11 protein-coding genes are annotated in these 17,408 nt (G+C 72.4%); 6 read left to right on the forward strand and 5 right to left on the reverse strand.

The annotated features are described in order from the left end of the window. Positions 1-98: 98 nt before the first annotated feature. Positions 99-2,051 carry a Xaa-Pro dipeptidyl-peptidase gene (locus ACZ46W_RS14100; RefSeq protein WP_468336351.1) on the forward strand — a complete coding sequence of 651 codons (1,953 nt, stop codon included), beginning with the start codon at positions 99-101 and terminating at the stop codon, positions 2,049-2,051. Here ACZ46W_RS14100 and ACZ46W_RS14105 read toward each other — a convergent pair. Together ACZ46W_RS14105 and ACZ46W_RS14110 are read right to left on the reverse strand one after the other, a co-directional pair. Further along, on the reverse strand, positions 2,041-2,550 hold the full coding sequence (locus tag ACZ46W_RS14105; RefSeq protein ID WP_468336354.1) for a PaaI family thioesterase: 510 nt from the start codon (positions 2,548-2,550) through the stop codon (positions 2,041-2,043). The two genes, ACZ46W_RS14100 and ACZ46W_RS14105, sit on opposite strands and share 11 nt — an antisense overlap. Before the next feature lie 63 nt (positions 2,551-2,613). Next, positions 2,614-4,896 carry an FdhF/YdeP family oxidoreductase gene (locus ACZ46W_RS14110; protein ID WP_468336357.1) on the reverse strand — a complete coding sequence of 761 codons (2,283 nt, stop codon included), beginning with the start codon at positions 4,894-4,896 and terminating at the stop codon, positions 2,614-2,616. A gap of 188 nt (positions 4,897-5,084) precedes the next feature. On the opposite strand from ACZ46W_RS14110, the gene polA reads away from it, so the two are divergent. Further along, positions 5,085-7,739 (forward strand): DNA polymerase I, encoded by a 2,655-nt coding sequence (polA, locus tag ACZ46W_RS14115; protein ID WP_468337017.1) that lies wholly within the window; start codon positions 5,085-5,087, stop codon positions 7,737-7,739. Between the two features lie 167 nt (positions 7,740-7,906). Here polA and ACZ46W_RS14120 read toward each other — a convergent pair whose 3' ends face one another. Further along, complete coding sequence (locus ACZ46W_RS14120; protein ID WP_468336360.1) at positions 7,907-8,734, reverse strand: DUF4184 family protein; 828 nt, start codon at positions 8,732-8,734, stop codon at positions 7,907-7,909. A gap of 209 nt (positions 8,735-8,943) precedes the next feature. Between ACZ46W_RS14120 and ACZ46W_RS14125 the strand changes: the two genes are divergently transcribed. The 3 genes from ACZ46W_RS14125 to pgfA all read left to right on the forward strand — a co-directional run bounded on the left by ACZ46W_RS14125 (position 8,944) and on the right by pgfA (position 11,950). Continuing rightward, positions 8,944-10,650 (forward strand): lytic transglycosylase domain-containing protein, encoded by a 1,707-nt coding sequence (locus tag ACZ46W_RS14125; protein WP_468336363.1) that lies wholly within the window; start codon positions 8,944-8,946, stop codon positions 10,648-10,650. A 127-nt stretch (positions 10,651-10,777) separates the two neighbouring features. Next, positions 10,778-10,918: an SPW_0924 family protein gene (locus ACZ46W_RS14130; protein ID WP_366130127.1), complete on the forward strand. Its 141-nt coding sequence runs from the start codon at positions 10,778-10,780 to the stop codon at positions 10,916-10,918. 12 nt (positions 10,919-10,930) lie between these two features. Continuing rightward, positions 10,931-11,950 (forward strand): cell envelope lipid trafficking protein PgfA, encoded by a 1,020-nt coding sequence (gene pgfA, locus ACZ46W_RS14135; protein WP_468336367.1) that lies wholly within the window; start codon positions 10,931-10,933, stop codon positions 11,948-11,950. On the opposite strand, the gene ACZ46W_RS14140 is transcribed toward pgfA, so the two are convergent. Then, entirely contained in the window at positions 11,907-14,708 is a 2,802-nt protein-coding gene (locus ACZ46W_RS14140; RefSeq protein ID WP_468337020.1) for an ATP-dependent RNA helicase, read from the reverse strand. The genes pgfA and ACZ46W_RS14140 overlap by 44 nt on opposite strands. Then, on the reverse strand, positions 14,705-15,499 hold the full coding sequence (locus ACZ46W_RS14145) for a class I SAM-dependent methyltransferase (RefSeq protein WP_468336370.1): 795 nt from the start codon (positions 15,497-15,499) through the stop codon (positions 14,705-14,707). The genes ACZ46W_RS14140 and ACZ46W_RS14145 overlap by 4 nt, the downstream gene beginning before the upstream one ends. A gap of 350 nt (positions 15,500-15,849) precedes the next feature. Here ACZ46W_RS14145 and rpsA point away from each other — a divergent pair, with 350 nt between their 5' ends. Beyond that, positions 15,850-17,352, forward strand: coding sequence for a 30S ribosomal protein S1 (gene rpsA / locus ACZ46W_RS14150; protein ID WP_392714135.1), 1,503 nt, complete (start codon positions 15,850-15,852; stop codon positions 17,350-17,352). Positions 17,353-17,408 lie beyond the last annotated feature (56 nt).

Raw genomic sequence — 17,408 nt, forward strand, 5'->3', positions numbered from 1 at the left:
GGGGTTTGCCGTCTGGTGCCGGCGATACGGAAGCGGTGGAATGTGTGCGCGCCGCCCACGTGATCGTCACACCCACCGGCCCTCTGGAGGCAGGCACGATGGCGAGACTGCACGGAACACGCACCATTCGCACCCCCCGAGCACGCGGCCTGGTGCTCCTCGCCGCCGCACTGGTCGCGGCCGTACCGGCGCCCACGGTACGCGCCGCCGACGCCAGTCCCGCGCTGCGGATCGAGGGGCGGGCGACCCAGCCAGTCTTCTCCCGCGCGGACGCCGTCCACCAGCAGGTGGACATCGAAACGGCGACGGACAGCGACAGAGACGGCAGGCGCGACACCGTACGGATGCGCATCCTGCGGCCCAGGGAGACCGACGCCGGGCTGAAGGTCGCGACCATCATCGAGGCGAGTCCGTACTGGGGCGGCGGCAACGACGTCCCCTTCCACAACGTCGACGTGGAGGAGGACGGACTGCCCGGCGGTAAGGGGCGAGATGGGCTTCCGGGCCTTTTCGAGACGTCCGCCGAGATGCCGGCCGGGCCGGGTGCGCCCCTGCTCGGCGCCTCTTCCGTGGTGTTCCCCGGCTACACCGACAACTACTTCCTGCCCCGCGGCTACGCCGTGGCCCAGCTCGACAGCGTCGGCACGGGCGGCTCGACGGGGTGCCCGGTGTCCGGCGGCCGCGCGGAGACGCTCGGCGCGAAGGCGGCCGTCGACTGGCTGAACGGCCGGGCCCGGGGCTGGGACCTCCAGGGCCGGCCCGTCGGCGCGGCGTGGTCCACCGGCAACGCGGCGCTGATGGGCATCTCCTACAACGGCACCCTGCCGACCGCCGTCGCCACCACGGGCGTGGCCGGGCTCAAGGCCATCGTGCCGATCTCGGGGATCAGCTCCTGGTACGACTACTACCGGGCGGGCGGCGGGGTCGTGGCGCCCGGCGGCTACCAGGGCGAGGACGCGGACATCCTGGCCAAGGCCGTCTACAGCCGGGCCGACCGGGAGATCTGCGTGCCCGTACTGGACGGGCTCACCGCCGCGCAGGGCCGGGGGAGCGGTGACTACACCGGATTCTGGCGCGAGCGGGACTACCTGAAGGACGTCGGGCGGATCAAGGCCGGGGTCTTCCTGGTGCAGGGCCTCAACGACTGGAACGTGAAGACCCGGCACGCCGGCCTGCTGTGGGAGGCGCTGGAGAAGCACGACGTGCCGCGCACCCTGTGGCTGCACCGGGCCGGGCACAGCAATCCGATGCCGTTGCGCATGGAGGCGTGGCTGAGCCGGCTCCACCAGTGGTTCGACTTCTGGCTGTACGACGTGGACAACGGCGCCCTCGACGGGCCGAAGGTCGACGTGGAGCAGGCGGACTTCTCCTGGCGGCAGCAGCGGGAGTGGCCGGCGCCGGGCACACGGGACGTCACTTTGCGGCTGACCGCCGACGGCGGCCTGTCACCGGTGCCCGGCCGGCCGGCGCGGCAGGCCCTGCACGACGCGGGCCGCGCGCTGCGGGCCGAGCAGCTCGTGGCCTCCCCGGAGGCGGCGAACCCGAACCGGCTCGCGTACACCACCGGTCCGCTCGCCGCCGACCTGAGGGTCAGCGGGACGCCCACGATGTCGGTGCGGGCGTCCCTGGACGGGACGTCCCCGTTTGTGACGGCACTGCTCGTCGACTACGGCACGGACACCCGGGCGACGGCCGGGACGGTGGCGGACACCTCACAGCTCGTCTGTTACGGCGAGGGCGTTCCCGGCGACACCGGCTGCGCCTACCGGACCCGGCACCGGACCGAGACCGCCGACTTCAGGATCGTCTCGCGCGGGTGGCTCGACGCCCGCAACCGCGACTCGGTCGAGCGGCAGAGCCCGGTGGTGGAGGGGCGGGAGTACCGGCTGGAGTGGGAGATGCAGCCCCAGGACTACGTCTTCAAGAAAGGGCACCGGCTGGGCGTGGTGCTGATCTCCACGGACCACGACTACACGCTGCGCCACCCGGCCGGGACGCGGATGACGGTCCGGGCCGGGCTCAGCGCCATCACCCTGCCGGTCAGTCCGTAGTACCGGGACCGATACCGGCGGCGGGGATGTTGTCCGCGTCCTTGGGGGAGACGTCGCGCAGCAGGCAGGTCAGGCGGGCCGTGCAGACCCGCTTGTCCTGCTCGTCGGTGATGACGATCTCGTACGTCGCGGTGGAGCGGCCGCGGTGGACGGGGGTGGCCACGCCGGTGACCAGTCCGCTGCGCACGCCCCGGTGGTGCGTGCAGTTCAGGTCCACGCCGACGGCGATCTTGGAGACGCCGCCGTGGAGCATGGAGCCGACCGAGCCGAGCGTCTCGGCCAGGACGGCGGAGGCGCCGCCGTGCAGCAGCCCGTAGGGCTGGGTGTTGCCCTCGACCGGCATGGTGCCGACGACGCGGTCCGCGGACGCCTCGATGATCTGCACGCCCATGCGGTTGCCGAGGTGCCCGGCGGAGAAGAGGGCGGGCAGGTCGACGCCGAGCGAGGCGTACTCGTCGATGACCTCTTGAGGGAACTTCACCTGTGTCTGCTCGCCCATGGGGCCCGGCTCCGATCGTCGTGCGGTCTTGTCCCTGCTCTGCCGTGCTGCCTAAGCGAACGCTCAGGCGGAGGGTGATTGTTCCAGACGCACGATGACGGACTTGCTGGCGGGGGTGTTGCTGACGTCGGCGGTCGCCTCCAGCGGCACCAGGACGTTGGTCTCCGGGTAGTACGCCGCCGCGCAGCCACGGGCGGTGGGGTAGTGGACGACGCGGAACCCGGTGGCACGGCGCTCGGTGCCGTCCGTCCACTCGCTGACCAGGTCGGTGTACGCCCCGTCGGCCAGGCCCCGCTCACGGGCGTCGTCGGGGTGGACCAGGACGACACGGCGCCCGCCCTTGATCCCCCGGTAGCGGTCGTCCAGGCCGTAGATCGTGGTGTTGTACTGGTCGTGCGAGCGCAGCGTCTGGAGCAGCAGCCGGCCCTCGGGGACCTCGGGGTACTCGACGGGCGCGGCCGTGAAGTTCGCCTTGCCGGTCTTCGTCGGGAAGCGGCGCTCGTCGCGCGGGGCGTGCGGGAGGGTGAACCCGCCGGGGTTCGCCGCCAGCCTGGCGTTGAAGTCCTCGAAGCCGGGCACCACGCGCGCGATGCGGTCGCGGATCGTGGCGTAGTCCTTCTCGAACTCCTCCCACGGCGTGGCCGACGCCTCGCCCAGCACCGCCCGCGCCAGGCGCGCCACGATCGCCGGCTCGGACAGCAGGTGCGGGCTCGCCGGCGGCAGGTTCCCGCGCGAGGCGTGGACCAGGCCCATCGAGTCCTCGACGGTCACGAACTGCTTGCCGCTCGCCTGCACGTCCTTGTCGGTGCGGCCCAGCGTGGGCAGGATCAACGCGCGCGTGCCGGTGACCGCGTGCGACCGGTTCAGCTTGGTCGACACGTGCACGGTGAGCCGGGCCCGCCGCATGGCCGCCTCGGTGACCTCGGTGTCGGGCGTCGCGCCGACGAAATTGCCGCCCATGGCGAAGAACACCTTGGCCTTGCCGTCCCGCAGCGCCTCGATGGCGCGGACGACGTCGAAGCCGTGGTGCCGGGGGGAGGTGATGCCGAATTCCTTGTCGAGCGCGTCCAGGAAGGCGGGCGCCGGGCGCTCGAAGATGCCCATGGTGCGGTCGCCCTGCACGTTGGAGTGGCCGCGGACCGGGCACACGCCGGCCCCGGGGCGGCCGATGTTGCCGCGCAGCAGCAGGAAGTTGACCACCTCGCGGATGGTCGGCACCGAGTGCTTGTGCTGGGTGAGGCCCATGGCCCAGCAGACGATGGTGCGCTCGGAGGCCAGCACCATGCGCAGCGCCCGCTCGATCTCGCCGCGCTCCAGGCCGGTGGCGGCGAGGGTCTCGTCCCAGTCGGCGGCCTTGGCGGCGGCCGCGAACTCCTCGTGCCCGTGGGTGTGCTCCCGTACGAAGGCCTCGTCGACCGCGCCCTCGGTCTCAAGGATCAGCTTGTTGAGCAGCCGGAAGAGGGCTTGGTCGCCGCCGATGCGGATCTGGAGGAACAGGTCGGTGAGGGCGGCGCCCTTGATCATGCCCTGGGGGGTCTGCGGGTTCTTGAACCGCTCCAGGCCCGCCTCGGGCAGCGGGTTCACCGAGATGATCCGCGCGCCGGCGGCCTTGGCCTTCTCCAGGGCGGACAGCATCCGGGGGTGGTTCGTGCCCGGGTTCTGCCCGGCCACGATGATCAGGTCGGCGCGGTGCATGTCCTCCAGCGAGACGCTGCCCTTGCCGATGCCGATCGTCTCGGTGAGCGCCGAGCCGGACGACTCGTGGCACATGTTCGAGCAGTCCGGGAGGTTGTTGGTGCCGAACTCGCGGGCGAAGAGCTGGAGCAGGAACGCGGCCTCGTTGCTGGTGCGGCCGGAGGTGTAGAAGACGGCCTCGTCGGGGGAGCCGAGCGCCGTGAGCTCCTCCGCGATGATCCCGAAGGCCCGCTCCCAGGTCACCGGCTCGTACCGGTCGGCGCCCTCGGCCGCGTACATGGGGTGGGTGATGCGGCCCTGCTGACCCAGCCAGTACCCGCTGCGGGTGGCCAGGTCCGCGATCGGGTGGGCGGCGAAGAAGTCGGGGGTGACGCGGCGCAGCGTCGCCTCCTCGGCGACGGCCTTCGCGCCGTTCTCGCAGAACTCCGCGACGTGCCGCTTCTCGCCCTCGGGCCAGGCACAGCCGGGGCAGTCGAAGCCGTCCTTCTGGTTGACCTTGAGCAGCGTGCGCGCGGTGCGGCGCAGCCCCATCTGCTGGTGCGAGACCTTGAGCGTGTGCCCGATCGCGGGGAGGCCGGCGGCGGCGTGCTGCGGCGGCGCGACCTGCGGCGCGTCCTGGACCGGGTCACCTGCGGGCGGCTTGCTGGCCATCGCGCTCCCCCTTGAGCGGTTGTCTCCGAAGTACGTCTCCGATGTACGTCTCCGATCCTGTCACGTGGCACCGACAGCGGCCGACCCACGGCGCTCGGTCGGCATTGTCAGTGGTCCGTGGCAGGATCGTCCCCGTGGCTGAGACAGCATCGAAGAAGACCGAAGACAACCGTCCGCGCCTGCTCCTCATGGACGGGCACTCCCTGGCGTACCGGGCGTTCTTCGCGCTGCCCGCGGAGAACTTCACGACCGCGAGCGGCCAGACGACCAACGCCATCTACGGCTTCGCGTCGATGCTGGCGAACACGCTGCGTGATGAGTCGCCCACGCACTTCGCCGTGGCGTTCGACGTCTCCCGCAAGACCTGGCGCTCCGAGGACTTCCCTGAGTACAAGGCGAACCGCTCCAAGGCCCCCGACGAGTTCAAGGGGCAGGTGGAGCTGATCGGCGAGCTGCTGGACACCATGAACGCGGAGCGGTTCGCCGTCGAGGGTTTCGAGGCCGACGACATCATCGCCACCCTGGCCACCCAGGCCGAGGCGGCGGGCTTCGAGGTGCTGATCGTCACCGGCGACCGCGACTCCTTCCAGTTGGTCTCCGACCACATCACCGTGCTGTACCCCACCAAGGGCGTCTCCGAGCTGACCCGGTTCACCCCGGAGAAGGTCCAGGAGAAGTACGGGCTGACCCCCGCGCAGTACCCCGACTTCGCCGCCCTGCGCGGCGACCCGTCCGACAACCTGCCGGGCATCCCCGGTGTCGGTGAGAAGACGGCCACGAAGTGGATCAACCAGTTCGGTTCCTTCGCGGAGCTGGTCGAGCGCGCCGACGAGGTCAAGGGCAAGGTCGGCCAGGCGCTGCGCGACCACCTGGAGTCCGTCAAGCTCAACCGCCACCTGACCGAGCTGGTCCGGGACGTGGAGCTGCCCAAGGCCGTCGCGGACCTGGAGCGCCGGCCCTACGACAGGACCGCGCTGAAGGGGTTCCTGGAGGTCCTGGAGATCCGCAACCCAAGCCTGCGGGAGCGGCTCCTCGCCGTCGACCCGGGCGCGGAGGAGGAAGAGGCCCCGGCCACGGCCGCCGGCGTCGAACTGGACGGCACGGTCCTGGGCGCGGGCGAGCTGGCCTTCTGGCTGGAGCAGCACGGCCGCCAGCCCCTGGGCGTGGCGACCGTCGCGACCTGGGCGCTCGGCGTGGGCAATGTCAGCGAGGTCGCGCTGGCGGCCGCCGACGGCAAGGCGGCCTGGTTCGACACGACCCAGCTCGACGAGGCCGACGAGAAGGCCTTCGCCGCCTGGCTCGCCGACCCCGACCGCCCGAAGATCATGCACAGCGCCAAGGAGGCGCTGCGGGTCTTCCCCGAGCACGGCTGGCACATCGCGGGCATCACCATGGACACCGCCCTCGCCGCGTACCTGGTCAAGCCGGGCCGCCGGTCCTTCGCGCTGGACGCCCTGTCCGTCGAGTACCTGCACCGCGAGCTGGCCCCGGCGGCCGCCGACGGGCAGCTCGCCTTCGGCACCGACGAGCAGGCCGAGGCCGACGCCCTGATGGCGCAGGCCCGCGCGGTCCTCGACCTGGGCGACGCGTTCGGCGAGAAGCTCAAGGAAGTCGGCGCCACCGAGCTGCTGCACGAGGTGGAACTGCCCACCTCGCTGCTGCTCGCCCGCATGGAGCGGCACGGAATCTCCGCCGACCGCGCCCATCTGGAGGCGATGGAGCAGCAGTTCGCGGGCGCGGTGCAGCAGGCCGTGAAGGAGGCGCACGCCTCGGTCGGGCACGAGTTCAACCTCGGCTCGCCCAAGCAGCTCCAGGAGGTCCTCTTCGGCGAGCTGAACCTGCCCAAGACGAAGAAGACCAAGACCGGTTACACCACGGACGCGGACGCGCTGGCGTGGCTGGCCGGCCAGACCGAGCACGAACTGCCGGTCATCATGCTCCGCCACCGCGAGCAGGCCCGGCTGCGCTCCACGGTCGAGGGCCTGATCAAGACGGTCGCGGCGGACGGCCGCATCCACACCACCTTCAGCCAGACCGTCGCGGCCACGGGACGTCTGTCGTCCACCGACCCGAACCTCCAGAACGTCCCGGTGCGCACCGACGAGGGCCGCGCCATCCGGCACGGCTTCGTCGTCGGCGAGGGCTTCGAGTCCCTGATGACGGCCGACTACAGCCAGATCGAGCTGCGGGTCATGGCTCACCTCTCGGAGGACGAGGGCCTCATCGAGGCGTTCACCTCGGGCGAGGACCTGCACACCACGGTCGCCTCCCAGGTGTTCTCGGTGGAGCGGTCCGCCGTCGACGCGGAGATGCGCCGCAAGATCAAGGCGATGTCGTACGGCCTGGCGTACGGGCTGTCCGCCTTCGGCCTGTCCCAGCAGCTCAACATCGAGGCGGGCGAGGCGCGTGCCCTGATGGACACGTACTTCGAGCGGTTCGGCGGCGTGCGCGACTATCTGCGCCGGGTCGTCGACGAGGCCCGCGCCACCGGGTACACCGAGACGATGCTCGGCCGCCGCCGGTACCTGCCGGACCTGAACAGCGACAACCGCCAGCGCCGCGAGGCGGCCGAGCGGATGGCGCTGAACGCCCCGATCCAGGGCACGGCCGCCGACATCGTGAAGGTCGCGATGCTCAACGTCGACCGGGCGCTGCGGGAGGCGGGCCTGAGCACCCGCATCCTGCTCCAGGTCCACGACGAAATCGTCCTGGAGGTCGCGCCGGGTGAGCGCGACCGGGTCGAGGAACTCGTCCGCCGCGAAATGTCCACGGCCGTCGAACTCCGTGCCCCCCTGGACGTCTCGGTCGGCGTGGGCCCGGACTGGGACTCGGCGGCCCACTGACGGACCGGTCGCCCCCGGCGGGGGGCGGGGCGCCTGCGTTCGCCCACGTGCCGCTACGGCGTCGCCGCCCCGCGCGGGCCCGCGGCTTCGGGGTGGGCCCGTCCGCGGGCCCGGCCCCGGTGCCCGCCCGCCGGGGGCGCGCGCCCCCGGGCGCCCGGGCCGGCCCCCTACCCCGCCGCCCCGCGGGCGCCCGACGCGCGAAGGCGCATCCCCGCGCCGTACAGCAGCAGCCCCGCAGCCAAGCCCGCGCCCGCGCCGAAGCAGGCCGTCGGGATGATGTCCAGCGGCGTGTCGATCCGGCCCCAGTACGCGTACCACCGCACGCACCGGTGCACGATCCCCGCCGCCACGCACGCCCCGAGCAGGCCCGCCGCCAGCCACCGGCCCCGCCGGTCCAGCACCGGCACCGACTCCGGAGCCCGCACCGCCGCCTCCGGCGGTACCCGCCGCAGCGCGCCGCCCACGAACCACACCAGCACCACCAGCGCGACGGCTGAGCCGCCGTACTGCGCGTACAGGTACATCGGGAAGCCCGCCACCACCTCGCCGAGCACCGGCAGGACCTTCATGCCCCACCGGTCCGCGTGCGTGAACAGGTCCCACACCACATGCGTCGCCGCCCCGATGACGGCCGAGACGTAGAACCGGACCGCCAGCCCCGCCGGCTGCCGCTCGCGCCAGGACTCACCCCGTACCAGCGCGTGCACCCGCCCTTGCCACCCGCCCGGGACCAGCGCCAGGAGGGGCTCACGCACCATCAGCCAGACCGCCACCAGCGCGGCGGCGATGAGGACGTCGACGGTGAGGATGCCCAACAGGCTGTGCGTGACGTCCCCGAAGAGCATCGCCCCCGGGATCGCGGTGTCCGCGAAGTACGTCATATCGGGAGAGAACGACCCCATGACGAGCGCCGAGGCGACCAACGGCCCCCGCCCGGTGCCGGTTCTCCGTATCCCCGGCAGGACCGCCGCGGCGTGGCTGAGCGTGAATGGCATGGCTGTCGTGCCCCCCGAATTGCGAACCTCAGGTCAATGGCGCTCAGTATGCGTGACGTTCGCACACCGGATTCCGGGCAACCCAGAGGTGACGAAAGCGTGAAAAACGGTCAGGTGCCGGTATGCCCGACCGCAGAGTTGACGTAGGGTCGCCTGAGTGACCGCGCTGGGGAGCGCGACAGGGCCGTCATCGGGGAGGGACCGGACGTATGGCAGCGCACATCGGCCGTCGACTGCGCAAGGGAGCCACCAGCACAGCGGTGGCAGCGGCGGCGGTGGCGGCGCTCTCCGCCTCGCAGGCCCCCGGTGTGACACCCTCGGGCGGCGGCGCCGACCAGCGGTTGTCCGACGAGACACCGCCCCCCTCGGCCGACGGCTCCGCCACCGGCAACTCCCCGTACTACACCGATCTGCCGCCGCTCAACACCCCCGCCAAGCCCGGCGGTTCCCCGGACGCGCCCGTCGTCACCGGCCCGGCGGAAGCGGGCATACCGGCGACCGTGCTCGCCGCCTACAAGCAGGCCGAGCAGTACCTGAAGACCAGTGACCCCGGCTGCAACCTCCCCTGGCAGCTCCTCGCCGGCATCGGCAAGGTCGAGTCCGGTCAGGCGCGCGGCGGCCGCGTGGACGCCAACGGCACTACCCTCACGCCGATCCTCGGCCCCGTCCTCAACGGCGTCGGTTTCGCCAACATCTCCGACACCGACAACGGCGCGTACGACGGTGACACGACCCACGACCGTGCCGTCGGCCCCATGCAGTTCATCCCCTCCACGTGGGCGAGCTGGGGCCAGGACGCCAACGGCGACGGCCGCAAGGACCCGAACAACATCTATGACGCCGCGCAGGCGGCCGGCATGTACCTGTGCGCCAACAACCGTGATCTCGCGGTCAAGGTCGACCTGGACAAGGCGATCCTCAGCTACAACCGCTCGACGGAGTACCTTCGTACCGTCCTGTCCTGGTTCGAGTACTACAAGAACAACAGCCACCAGGTGCCCGACGGTACAGGCGTCCTGCCGGTGGACCGCAGCGACGACGGCGTCGGCCGGACCGGGACGACCACCCCGACGTCGACCCCCGGACCGTCGGTCACGCCCACGCCCACGCCGCCGGCGAGCCCGAAGCCCACCCCGACGCCCACGCCCAAGCCGCCGACGTCCCCGACGCCGACGCCCACCCCGCCCTCGACGCCGGCGCCGACGCCGACGCCCACTCCGACTCCGACGCCGCCTTCCGCCACCGTCGCCCGCCTCAAGGACGCCGGCACCGGGCCGCTGACCGCGACGGCCGGCACCCGGTTCGCGGAGCGCCCCGCCGTCACGGCGCTGGACGGGGCGGGCAAGCCGGTGGCCAGGGTCGGCGTGAGGTTCGCGATCGTCGGCGAGACCGACTCCCGCTTCCCGGACGGCGCCACCAGCGTCACCGTCCTCACGGGCGCCGACGGCACCGCCACCGCGCCCCAGCTCCAGGCGGGCGAGCGGACCGGCGAGTTCACCGTCCGGGCCACCGTCGTGGGCCGCACGGTCACCCCGGTCGAGCGCACCGCGACCGTCACCGCCCGCCAGTCCGACGCCCTGGTCCGTACGGACGGCAAGGAGCTGACGGCCAAGCCGGAGACGGAGTTCGCCGACCAGGTCCAGGTGAAGGCGACGTACAAGGGCGCCGTCGCCTCCGGTGTCGCGGTGACCGCCACCATGATCAAGGCGGCGGATGACGCGACCGTCAACGACAAGGGACCCTTCTTCAAGGACGAGCAAGGGAACCCGGTCCGCACCCTGGAGACCCTGAAGACCGACGCGAACGGCATGCTCACGCTGCCGAAGATCTTCGCCGACGGCCAGACCGGCACGTTCCTGCTCCGCCTGACCACCACCGGCGGCGCGAACCTGACCATCGAGCTCAAGGTCGCCTGACGCCCCTGGCACGGCACGCACGCACCGCCTCACCCGCCGGTGGGGCGGTGCGTGTGTGTTCTCATCTCACGGCGCGATTGCTACGGTGCCTGCCACCTGACGGAGCATCAGACAGGGAGGCCGATCCATGCGCGCCCTCGTAGCCGCCGCCATAGGCCTGGCTCCAGTCCTGCTCCTGGTGCTGCTCCTGGCCGTGACCAACCCGGCGCCCGAAGGCGAGACCTCGCCCGAGCCGCTGCTCACCACGGTCCCCGGACCCAAGAAGTAGGGGGCGCCCGCCATGCGCCGCCGAGCCGGCCTCGTCCTCCTCTCCTTCGCGGTGTTCTTCGCCGCCATGGCACCCACCCTGCGCTGGTACGCCTTCCCGCGCCTGGCGAAGATCCCGGCCGGCCAGTACCAGGAGATGGTGCTGGAGGCGAAACCCGCCACCCTCCTGAAGTACGACACCATGAAGGCCGAGCAGGTCGACAAGGTCACCATCGTCCAGACCCTCAAGGGCAACGTCGAGGAGTCCCGGAGGATCGAACGCGACGCCGGCCGAGACGTCGTCGTCTGGGACACCCTCTCCCATGTCGTCGGCCCCGACGGCGCGATGGTGTCCCAGATCCCCGAGCGCTACATCTTCGACGCCCACACCCAGCAACCCGTCCACGCCACCGGCGAGACGGTCGACGGCGACCCCGTGCGACGCGAGGGCATCGAGTTCAAGTGGCCCTTCCTCACCGAGAAGCGGGACTACGAGTACTTCGACGCCCAGACCCGCACCTCGGCGCCCATCCACTACAAGGGCACCCGTACGTTCCGGGGCCTTGAGGTGTACTACTTCGAACAGACCATTCCGTGGACGAAGGTGCCGTACCCGAAGAAGATGCCGCTGCCGGGCATCGACGCGACGAAACTGGAGCAGCAGACCGGCACCACCCGCTGGTACACCACCAAGCGCATGTTCTGGGTCGAACCGGTCACCGGCGCCCCCGTCAACGGCGAGGAGATCCACCGGGAGGAACTGCGCGGCGGCACCCTGCTCGGCGGCCGCGACAAGGTGACCGCCTTCGCCGGACACGTCAGGATGCGCGAGGACTACCTGGACCACACCGTCGACCTGGTGCGCTCGCAGCGGCGCCTGATCCTGCTGATGACGTCGTACCTGCCCTGGGGCTTCCTGTTCCTCGGTACGGGACTGGCGGCGCTGTCCCTGTGGCTGGAGGCCCGCTCCCGGCGCGGTGCCGTGGAGGGGCCGCCACGCCACCCGGCCGTCAACGGCGCGCGTTCGTCCGCCGGGTCGGCTCCGCCGCCGTAGGGTCCTCCGGCCACGGATGCTTCGGGTACCGGCCGCGCAGTTCCGCGCGTACGGAGCGGTACCCGTCGCGCCAGAAGGACGCCAGGTCCGCCGTGACGGCGGCAGGGCGCCCGGCCGGGGACAGCAGGTGCACGAGAACCGGAACGCCCGCTATGGAGGGCGTTTCCGACAGGCCGAACATCTCCTGGAGCTTCACCGCCAGTACGGGCTGCCCGTCGCCGTACTCGACGCGGATCCGCGACCCGCTCGGCACCTCGATCCGCTCCGGCGCCAGTTCCTCCAGCCGGGCCGCGTCCCCCGTGGACCACGGCAGCAGCCGCTGGAGGGCCTGACCCGCGTCGATCCGCCCCAGGTCCGCGCGGCGCCGGGCCCGCGACAGCTCCGGCTCCAGCCACTCCGCCGCCCGCTCCAGCAGCGCGCCGTCCGACACCTCAGGCCACGGCGCGCCCAGCACCCGGTGCAGGAACGCCAGCCGCTGCCGCAGCTCGCCCGACTCCCGTGACCAGCGCAGCAGCCCCAGCCCCTCGCGCCGCAACCCCTCCAGCAGCGCCTCCCGCACGAGCGCGGGCTCCGGGTCCTTCAGTGGTCGTACGGCCGTCTCGACGGCGCCCAGCCGTTCCACCGAACGCGCGACGACGTCGCCGTCCTCCCAGCGCACCTCCTCGCCCGCCACGAGCAGATGCCGGGCCGCCGCCCGCGCGGTCTCCTCATCCACCACGGCGGCCAGCCGCACGCGCGCGGAGGCGGCGTGCGAGGGCCGGTCCGCGACTGCGACGGCCAGCCAGGGAGCCGCCCGCAACCGGGACCCCTCCCCGAGCTCCGCGCCGGTCCCCGACGCCATCAGGAAGGCCCCCTCGCCCCTGGCCCGTGCCACCCGCTCGGGGAAGGCCAGCGCGGCGACGAGCCCGGTGACGGCATCGTCATGCGGCGCCCCGGCCCCACCGGGCGATGCCCCGCCCGCGCCGGCCGCCGGCCCCGACGGGCCGCCCGCGCCCGACGTCGACCCGCCCGCGTCGGCCGCCGGCCCCGACGGGCCACCCGCGTCGGCCGAGGCTCCGCCCGTGCCGGACGCCGACCTCGACGGGCCGCCCGTGCCGGCCGTGGCCCCGCCCGTGCCGGACGCCGACCGAAACGGGCCGCCCGTGCCGGCCGCGGCCCCGCCCGTGTCGAACCCCGACCTCGACGGGCCGCCCGCGCCGGCCGCCGCCCCGGCCCCGCCCGACGTCGCCCCGGCCGCGCCGGACACCGGCCCCGGCGTGGCTGACACGCCAGTCGCCTCCAACTGCCCCGTCAGCCGCCGGGCCTCCTGGCGCCAGCGCGCCCCGTAGGCGTCACCGCCACGCCGCGCCGCGCGCCACGCGGCCGAGAGGTCGTCGCCGTACTCGCGCGGCGGCTCCTCGCTCAGCAGCGCCACCACCTCCGCGGCGCGCCGCGCACCCACCACGGGAGCCCCGTCCAGCAGCGCGCGGGCCAGCCTCGGATGCAGGCCCAGCCGGGCCATCCGCGCGCCCCGGTCCGTCACCCGCCCCTGCCCGTCCACGGCGCCGATCGCCGCCAGCACCGACCGGGCGGCGGCCATCGCGCCCGCCGGCGGCGCGTCCAGCAGCGCCAGCCCCGTCGCGTCCGGGTCGCCCCAGGCGGCCGCCTGGAGGGCGAACGCGGCGAGGTCGGCCACCTGGATCTCGGGCGCCGGGAACCGGGGCAGGCGCCCGTCCTCCGCCTCCGTCCAGCACCGGTACACCACGCCCGGCGCCTCGCGCCCGGCCCGTCCCGCCCGCTGCCGGGCGGCCGCCCTCGACGCCCGTACCGTCGTCAGCGAGCCCAGGCCACGCGCGTGGTCCACGCGCGGCTCACGCGCCAGGCCGGAGTCGACCACCACCCGCACACCCGGCACGGTCAGCGACGACTCGGCGACGGACGTCGCCAGCACCACCCGCCGGCCCCCGCCGGAACCGGCCAGCACCGCGTCCTGCACGGCCGCCGCCGCCCGCCCGTGCACCTGGAGCACCTCGGCGTCCACGGAGGACAGCAGGCCCGCCACGCGCGCGATCTCACCGACACCGGGCAGGAAGCACAGGACGTCACCCGAGCGCTCCGCCAGCGCCCGCCGCACCACCGCCGCCACATGCGCCAGCAGCGCCGGGTCCACCTTCATCCCGTGCGGCGGCCGGACCGTCCCGGCCGGGGGAGCCCACACCACCTCCACCGGATGGGCCGTGCCCCGTGCCTCCACCACGGGCGCACCGCCCAGCAGCCGGGCCCAGCCCTCGGCGTCGGTCGTCGCGGAGGCGGCCACCAGCCGCAGGTCGGGCCGCAGGGTGGCCCGTACGTCCAGCAGGAACGCGGCGGCGGTGTCGGCGTCCAGGTGCCGCTCGTGGCACTCGTCCAGGATCACCACGTCCACCCCGGCCAGCTCCGGGTCCCGCTGGAGCCGCTGGAGCAGCACGCCCGTCGTCACCACCTCGACGACCGTCCCGCGCGACACGGCCCGCTCCCCGCGCACCGTGAAGCCCACCCGGCCGCCCACCTGCTCGCCCAGCAGCCACGCCATCCGCCGGGCCGCCGCCCGCGCCGCGATCCGCCGCGGTTCGGCGACCAGCACCCGGGCGCCCTCCTCGGCGAGCGCCAGCGGCACCAGCGTCGTCTTGCCGGTCCCCGGCGGCGCGCACAGCACCGCCGCCCCATGCCCCTCCAGCGCCCGCTCCAGGGCGGGCAGGGCGGTACGTACGGGCAGTTCCAGCGCCTCGGCACGCATCACGCGCGCTCGCACACGAAGATCGCCGTCCCCGGGATCAGGTTGCCGCGCAGGGGCGACCAGCCGCCCCACTCCTGGGTGTTCCAGGCGGGCCACTCCGGCTCGACGAGGTCGACCAGGTGGAAGCCGCCCGCCACGACGTCCCGCACGCGGTCCCCGATGGTCCGGTGGTGCTCCACGTACACGGCCCGTCCTTCCTCGTCCTGCTCCACATAAGGGGTGCGGTCGAAGTAGGAGGCCGAAAGGGACAGGCCCTCCGGGCCCGGCTCGTCGGGGAAGGCCCACCGGATCGGATGGGTCACCGAGAACACCCACCGTCCGCCCGGCCGCAGCACCCTGTGCACCTCCCGGAACACCCGCACCGGATCGGCCACGAAGGGCACCGCCCCGTACGCCGAACACGCCAGGTCGAAAGCGCCGTCCCGGAAGGGCAGCGCGGTGGCGTCGGCCTCCACCAGGGGCACGTCCTGTCCGATGCGGAGGGCGTGCTGGAGCTGCCGGTGGGACAGGTCCAGCGCGACGGGACGGGCACCCTGGGCGGCCAGCCAGCGCGAACACTGGGCGGCGCCCGCGCCGATCTCCAGTACGTCGAGCCCCGCGACGTCCCCGAGGAGGCCCGCCTCGGCCTCGTCCAGCCCCTCCGGGCCCCACACGAACCGGTCGTCCCCGAGGAACGCCCCGTGCTCGCTCTGGTACTCGTCCGCGTTCCGGTCCCACCAGCCCCGGCTCGCCCGGCTGCTCTCGACGTCACCGGCGTGGCGCCGAGTGGCTTCAGGCTCGTACTCTTGGATCATCCCGCCCGCCGTTGTAGGTTGCGCACGGCCCTCCGGAAGCGGTAGCCGCGGCCACGATGGCCTTGGGAAACTTTAAATGTGCCGGGTATGCGACGTTCTGCCCCGGGTGTGCGCCTTCGCGCATTGACCGTGTCCGGCCGTCCCCGTATGCTAAAGGTTGCGCTGCGGGCCTGCGCGCCTCAGACGGAGCAGGTCGCGCTCGCATCTGTTGTATGTCCCCTCGGTTGTCGAGGCGCCTCCCCTGGCAGGGTCGGGCGCTTCCTTGGCTGTCCGGCTTCTTCAGCTGCGATACGGGCTCTCGGCGTAGCAGTACCTACGACTTCAATGTCCGTACCGGAGCCCTTTCCCACATGACGAGCAGCACCGAGACCACCGCCACCACCCCGCAGGTTGCGGTCAACGACATCGGTAACGAGGAAGCCTTCCTCGCAGCGATCGACGAGACGATCAAGTACTTCAACGACGGCGACATCGTCGACGGCGTCATCGTGAAGGTCGACCGGGACGAGGTCCTGCTCGACATCGGTTACAAGACCGAAGGTGTCATCCCGAGCCGCGAGCTCTCGATCAAGCACGACGTCGACCCGAACGAGGTCGTCAAGGTCGGCGACGAGATCGAGGCCCTGGTTCTCCAGAAGGAGGACAAGGAAGGCCGCCTGATCCTCTCGAAGAAGCGCGCCCAGTACGAGCGTGCCTGGGGCACCATCGAGAAGATCAAGGAAGAGGACGGCATCGTCACCGGCACCGTCATCGAGGTCGTCAAGGGTGGTCTCATCCTCGACATCGGCCTCCGTGGCTTCCTGCCGGCCTCCCTCGTCGAGATGCGTCGTGTCCGCGACCTCCAGCCCTACGTGGGCAAGGAGCTCGAGGCGAAGATCATCGAGCTGGACAAGAACCGCAACAACGTGGTCCTGTCCCGCCGCGCCTGGCTCGAGCAGACCCAGTCCGAGGTGCGCCAGACGTTCCTCACCACCCTCCAGAAGGGTCAGGTCCGCTCCGGCGTCGTCTCCTCGATCGTCAACTTCGGTGCCTTCGTGGACCTGGGTGGCGTCGACGGTCTGGTCCACGTCTCCGAGCTGTCCTGGAAGCACATCGACCACCCGTCCGAGGTTGTCGAGGTCGGCCAGGAAGTCACCGTCGAGGTCCTCGACGTCGACATGGACCGCGAGCGTGTCTCCCTGTCGCTGAAGGCGACGCAGGAGGACCCGTGGCAGCAGTTCGCCCGTACGCACCAGATCGGTCAGGTCGTCCCGGGTAAGGTCACCAAGCTGGTTCCGTTCGGTGCGTTCGTCCGCGTGGACGAGGGCATCGAGGGTCTGGTCCACATCTCCGAGCTGGCCGAGCGCCACGTGGAGATCCCGGAGCAGGTCGTCCAGGTCAACGACGAGATCTTCGTCAAGGTCATCGACATCGACCTCGAGCGCCGCCGCATCAGCCTCTCGCTGAAGCAGGCCAACGAGTCCTTCGGTGCCGACCCGGCCTCGGTCGAGTTCGACCCGACCCTGTACGGCATGGCCGCGTCGTACGACGACCAGGGCAACTACATCTACCCCGAGGGCTTCGACCCGGAGACCAACGACTGGCTGCCGGGCTACGAGGCCCAGCGCGAGGCGTGGGAGACCCAGTACGCAGAGGCGCAGCAGCGCTTCGAGCAGCACCAGGCCCAGGTCATCAAGTCCCGCGAGGCCGACGAGGCCGCCGCTGCCGAGGGTGGCGCCGCCGCTCCGGCCGGTGCCCCGGCGGGTGCCTCCGGCGGCTCGTACTCCTCGGAGTCGGACGACAACTCCGGCGCCCTGGCGTCGGACGAGGCCCTGGCCGCGCTCCGCGAGAAGCTGGCCGGCGGCCAGAGCTGAGCCATCGGCTCCGGCTCACCGCTGAGCGGTAGAGGCTGAACATTGAGGCCCGTCCC

Source organism: Streptomyces sp. NPDC031064 (genome assembly GCF_055570965.1).

Excerpts from the sequence above, each read along its gene's own strand:
- ACZ46W_RS14100 (WP_468336351.1), top strand. The coding sequence starts at position 99 with ATGGCGAGACTGCACGGAACACGCACCATTCGCACCCCCCGAGCACGC.
- ACZ46W_RS14105 (WP_468336354.1), bottom strand. The coding sequence starts at position 2,550 with ATGGGCGAGCAGACACAGGTGAAGTTCCCTCAAGAGGTCATCGACGAG.
- ACZ46W_RS14110 (WP_468336357.1), bottom strand. The coding sequence starts at position 4,896 with ATGGCCAGCAAGCCGCCCGCAGGTGACCCGGTCCAGGACGCGCCGCAG.
- polA (WP_468337017.1), top strand. The coding sequence starts at position 5,085 with ATGGACGGGCACTCCCTGGCGTACCGGGCGTTCTTCGCGCTGCCCGCG.
- ACZ46W_RS14120 (WP_468336360.1), bottom strand. The coding sequence starts at position 8,734 with ATGCCATTCACGCTCAGCCACGCCGCGGCGGTCCTGCCGGGGATACGG.
- ACZ46W_RS14125 (WP_468336363.1), top strand. The coding sequence starts at position 8,944 with ATGGCAGCGCACATCGGCCGTCGACTGCGCAAGGGAGCCACCAGCACA.
- ACZ46W_RS14130 (WP_366130127.1), top strand. The coding sequence starts at position 10,778 with ATGCGCGCCCTCGTAGCCGCCGCCATAGGCCTGGCTCCAGTCCTGCTC.
- pgfA (WP_468336367.1), top strand. The coding sequence starts at position 10,931 with ATGCGCCGCCGAGCCGGCCTCGTCCTCCTCTCCTTCGCGGTGTTCTTC.
- ACZ46W_RS14145 (WP_468336370.1), bottom strand. The coding sequence starts at position 15,499 with ATGATCCAAGAGTACGAGCCTGAAGCCACTCGGCGCCACGCCGGTGAC.
- rpsA (WP_392714135.1), top strand. The coding sequence starts at position 15,850 with ATGACGAGCAGCACCGAGACCACCGCCACCACCCCGCAGGTTGCGGTC.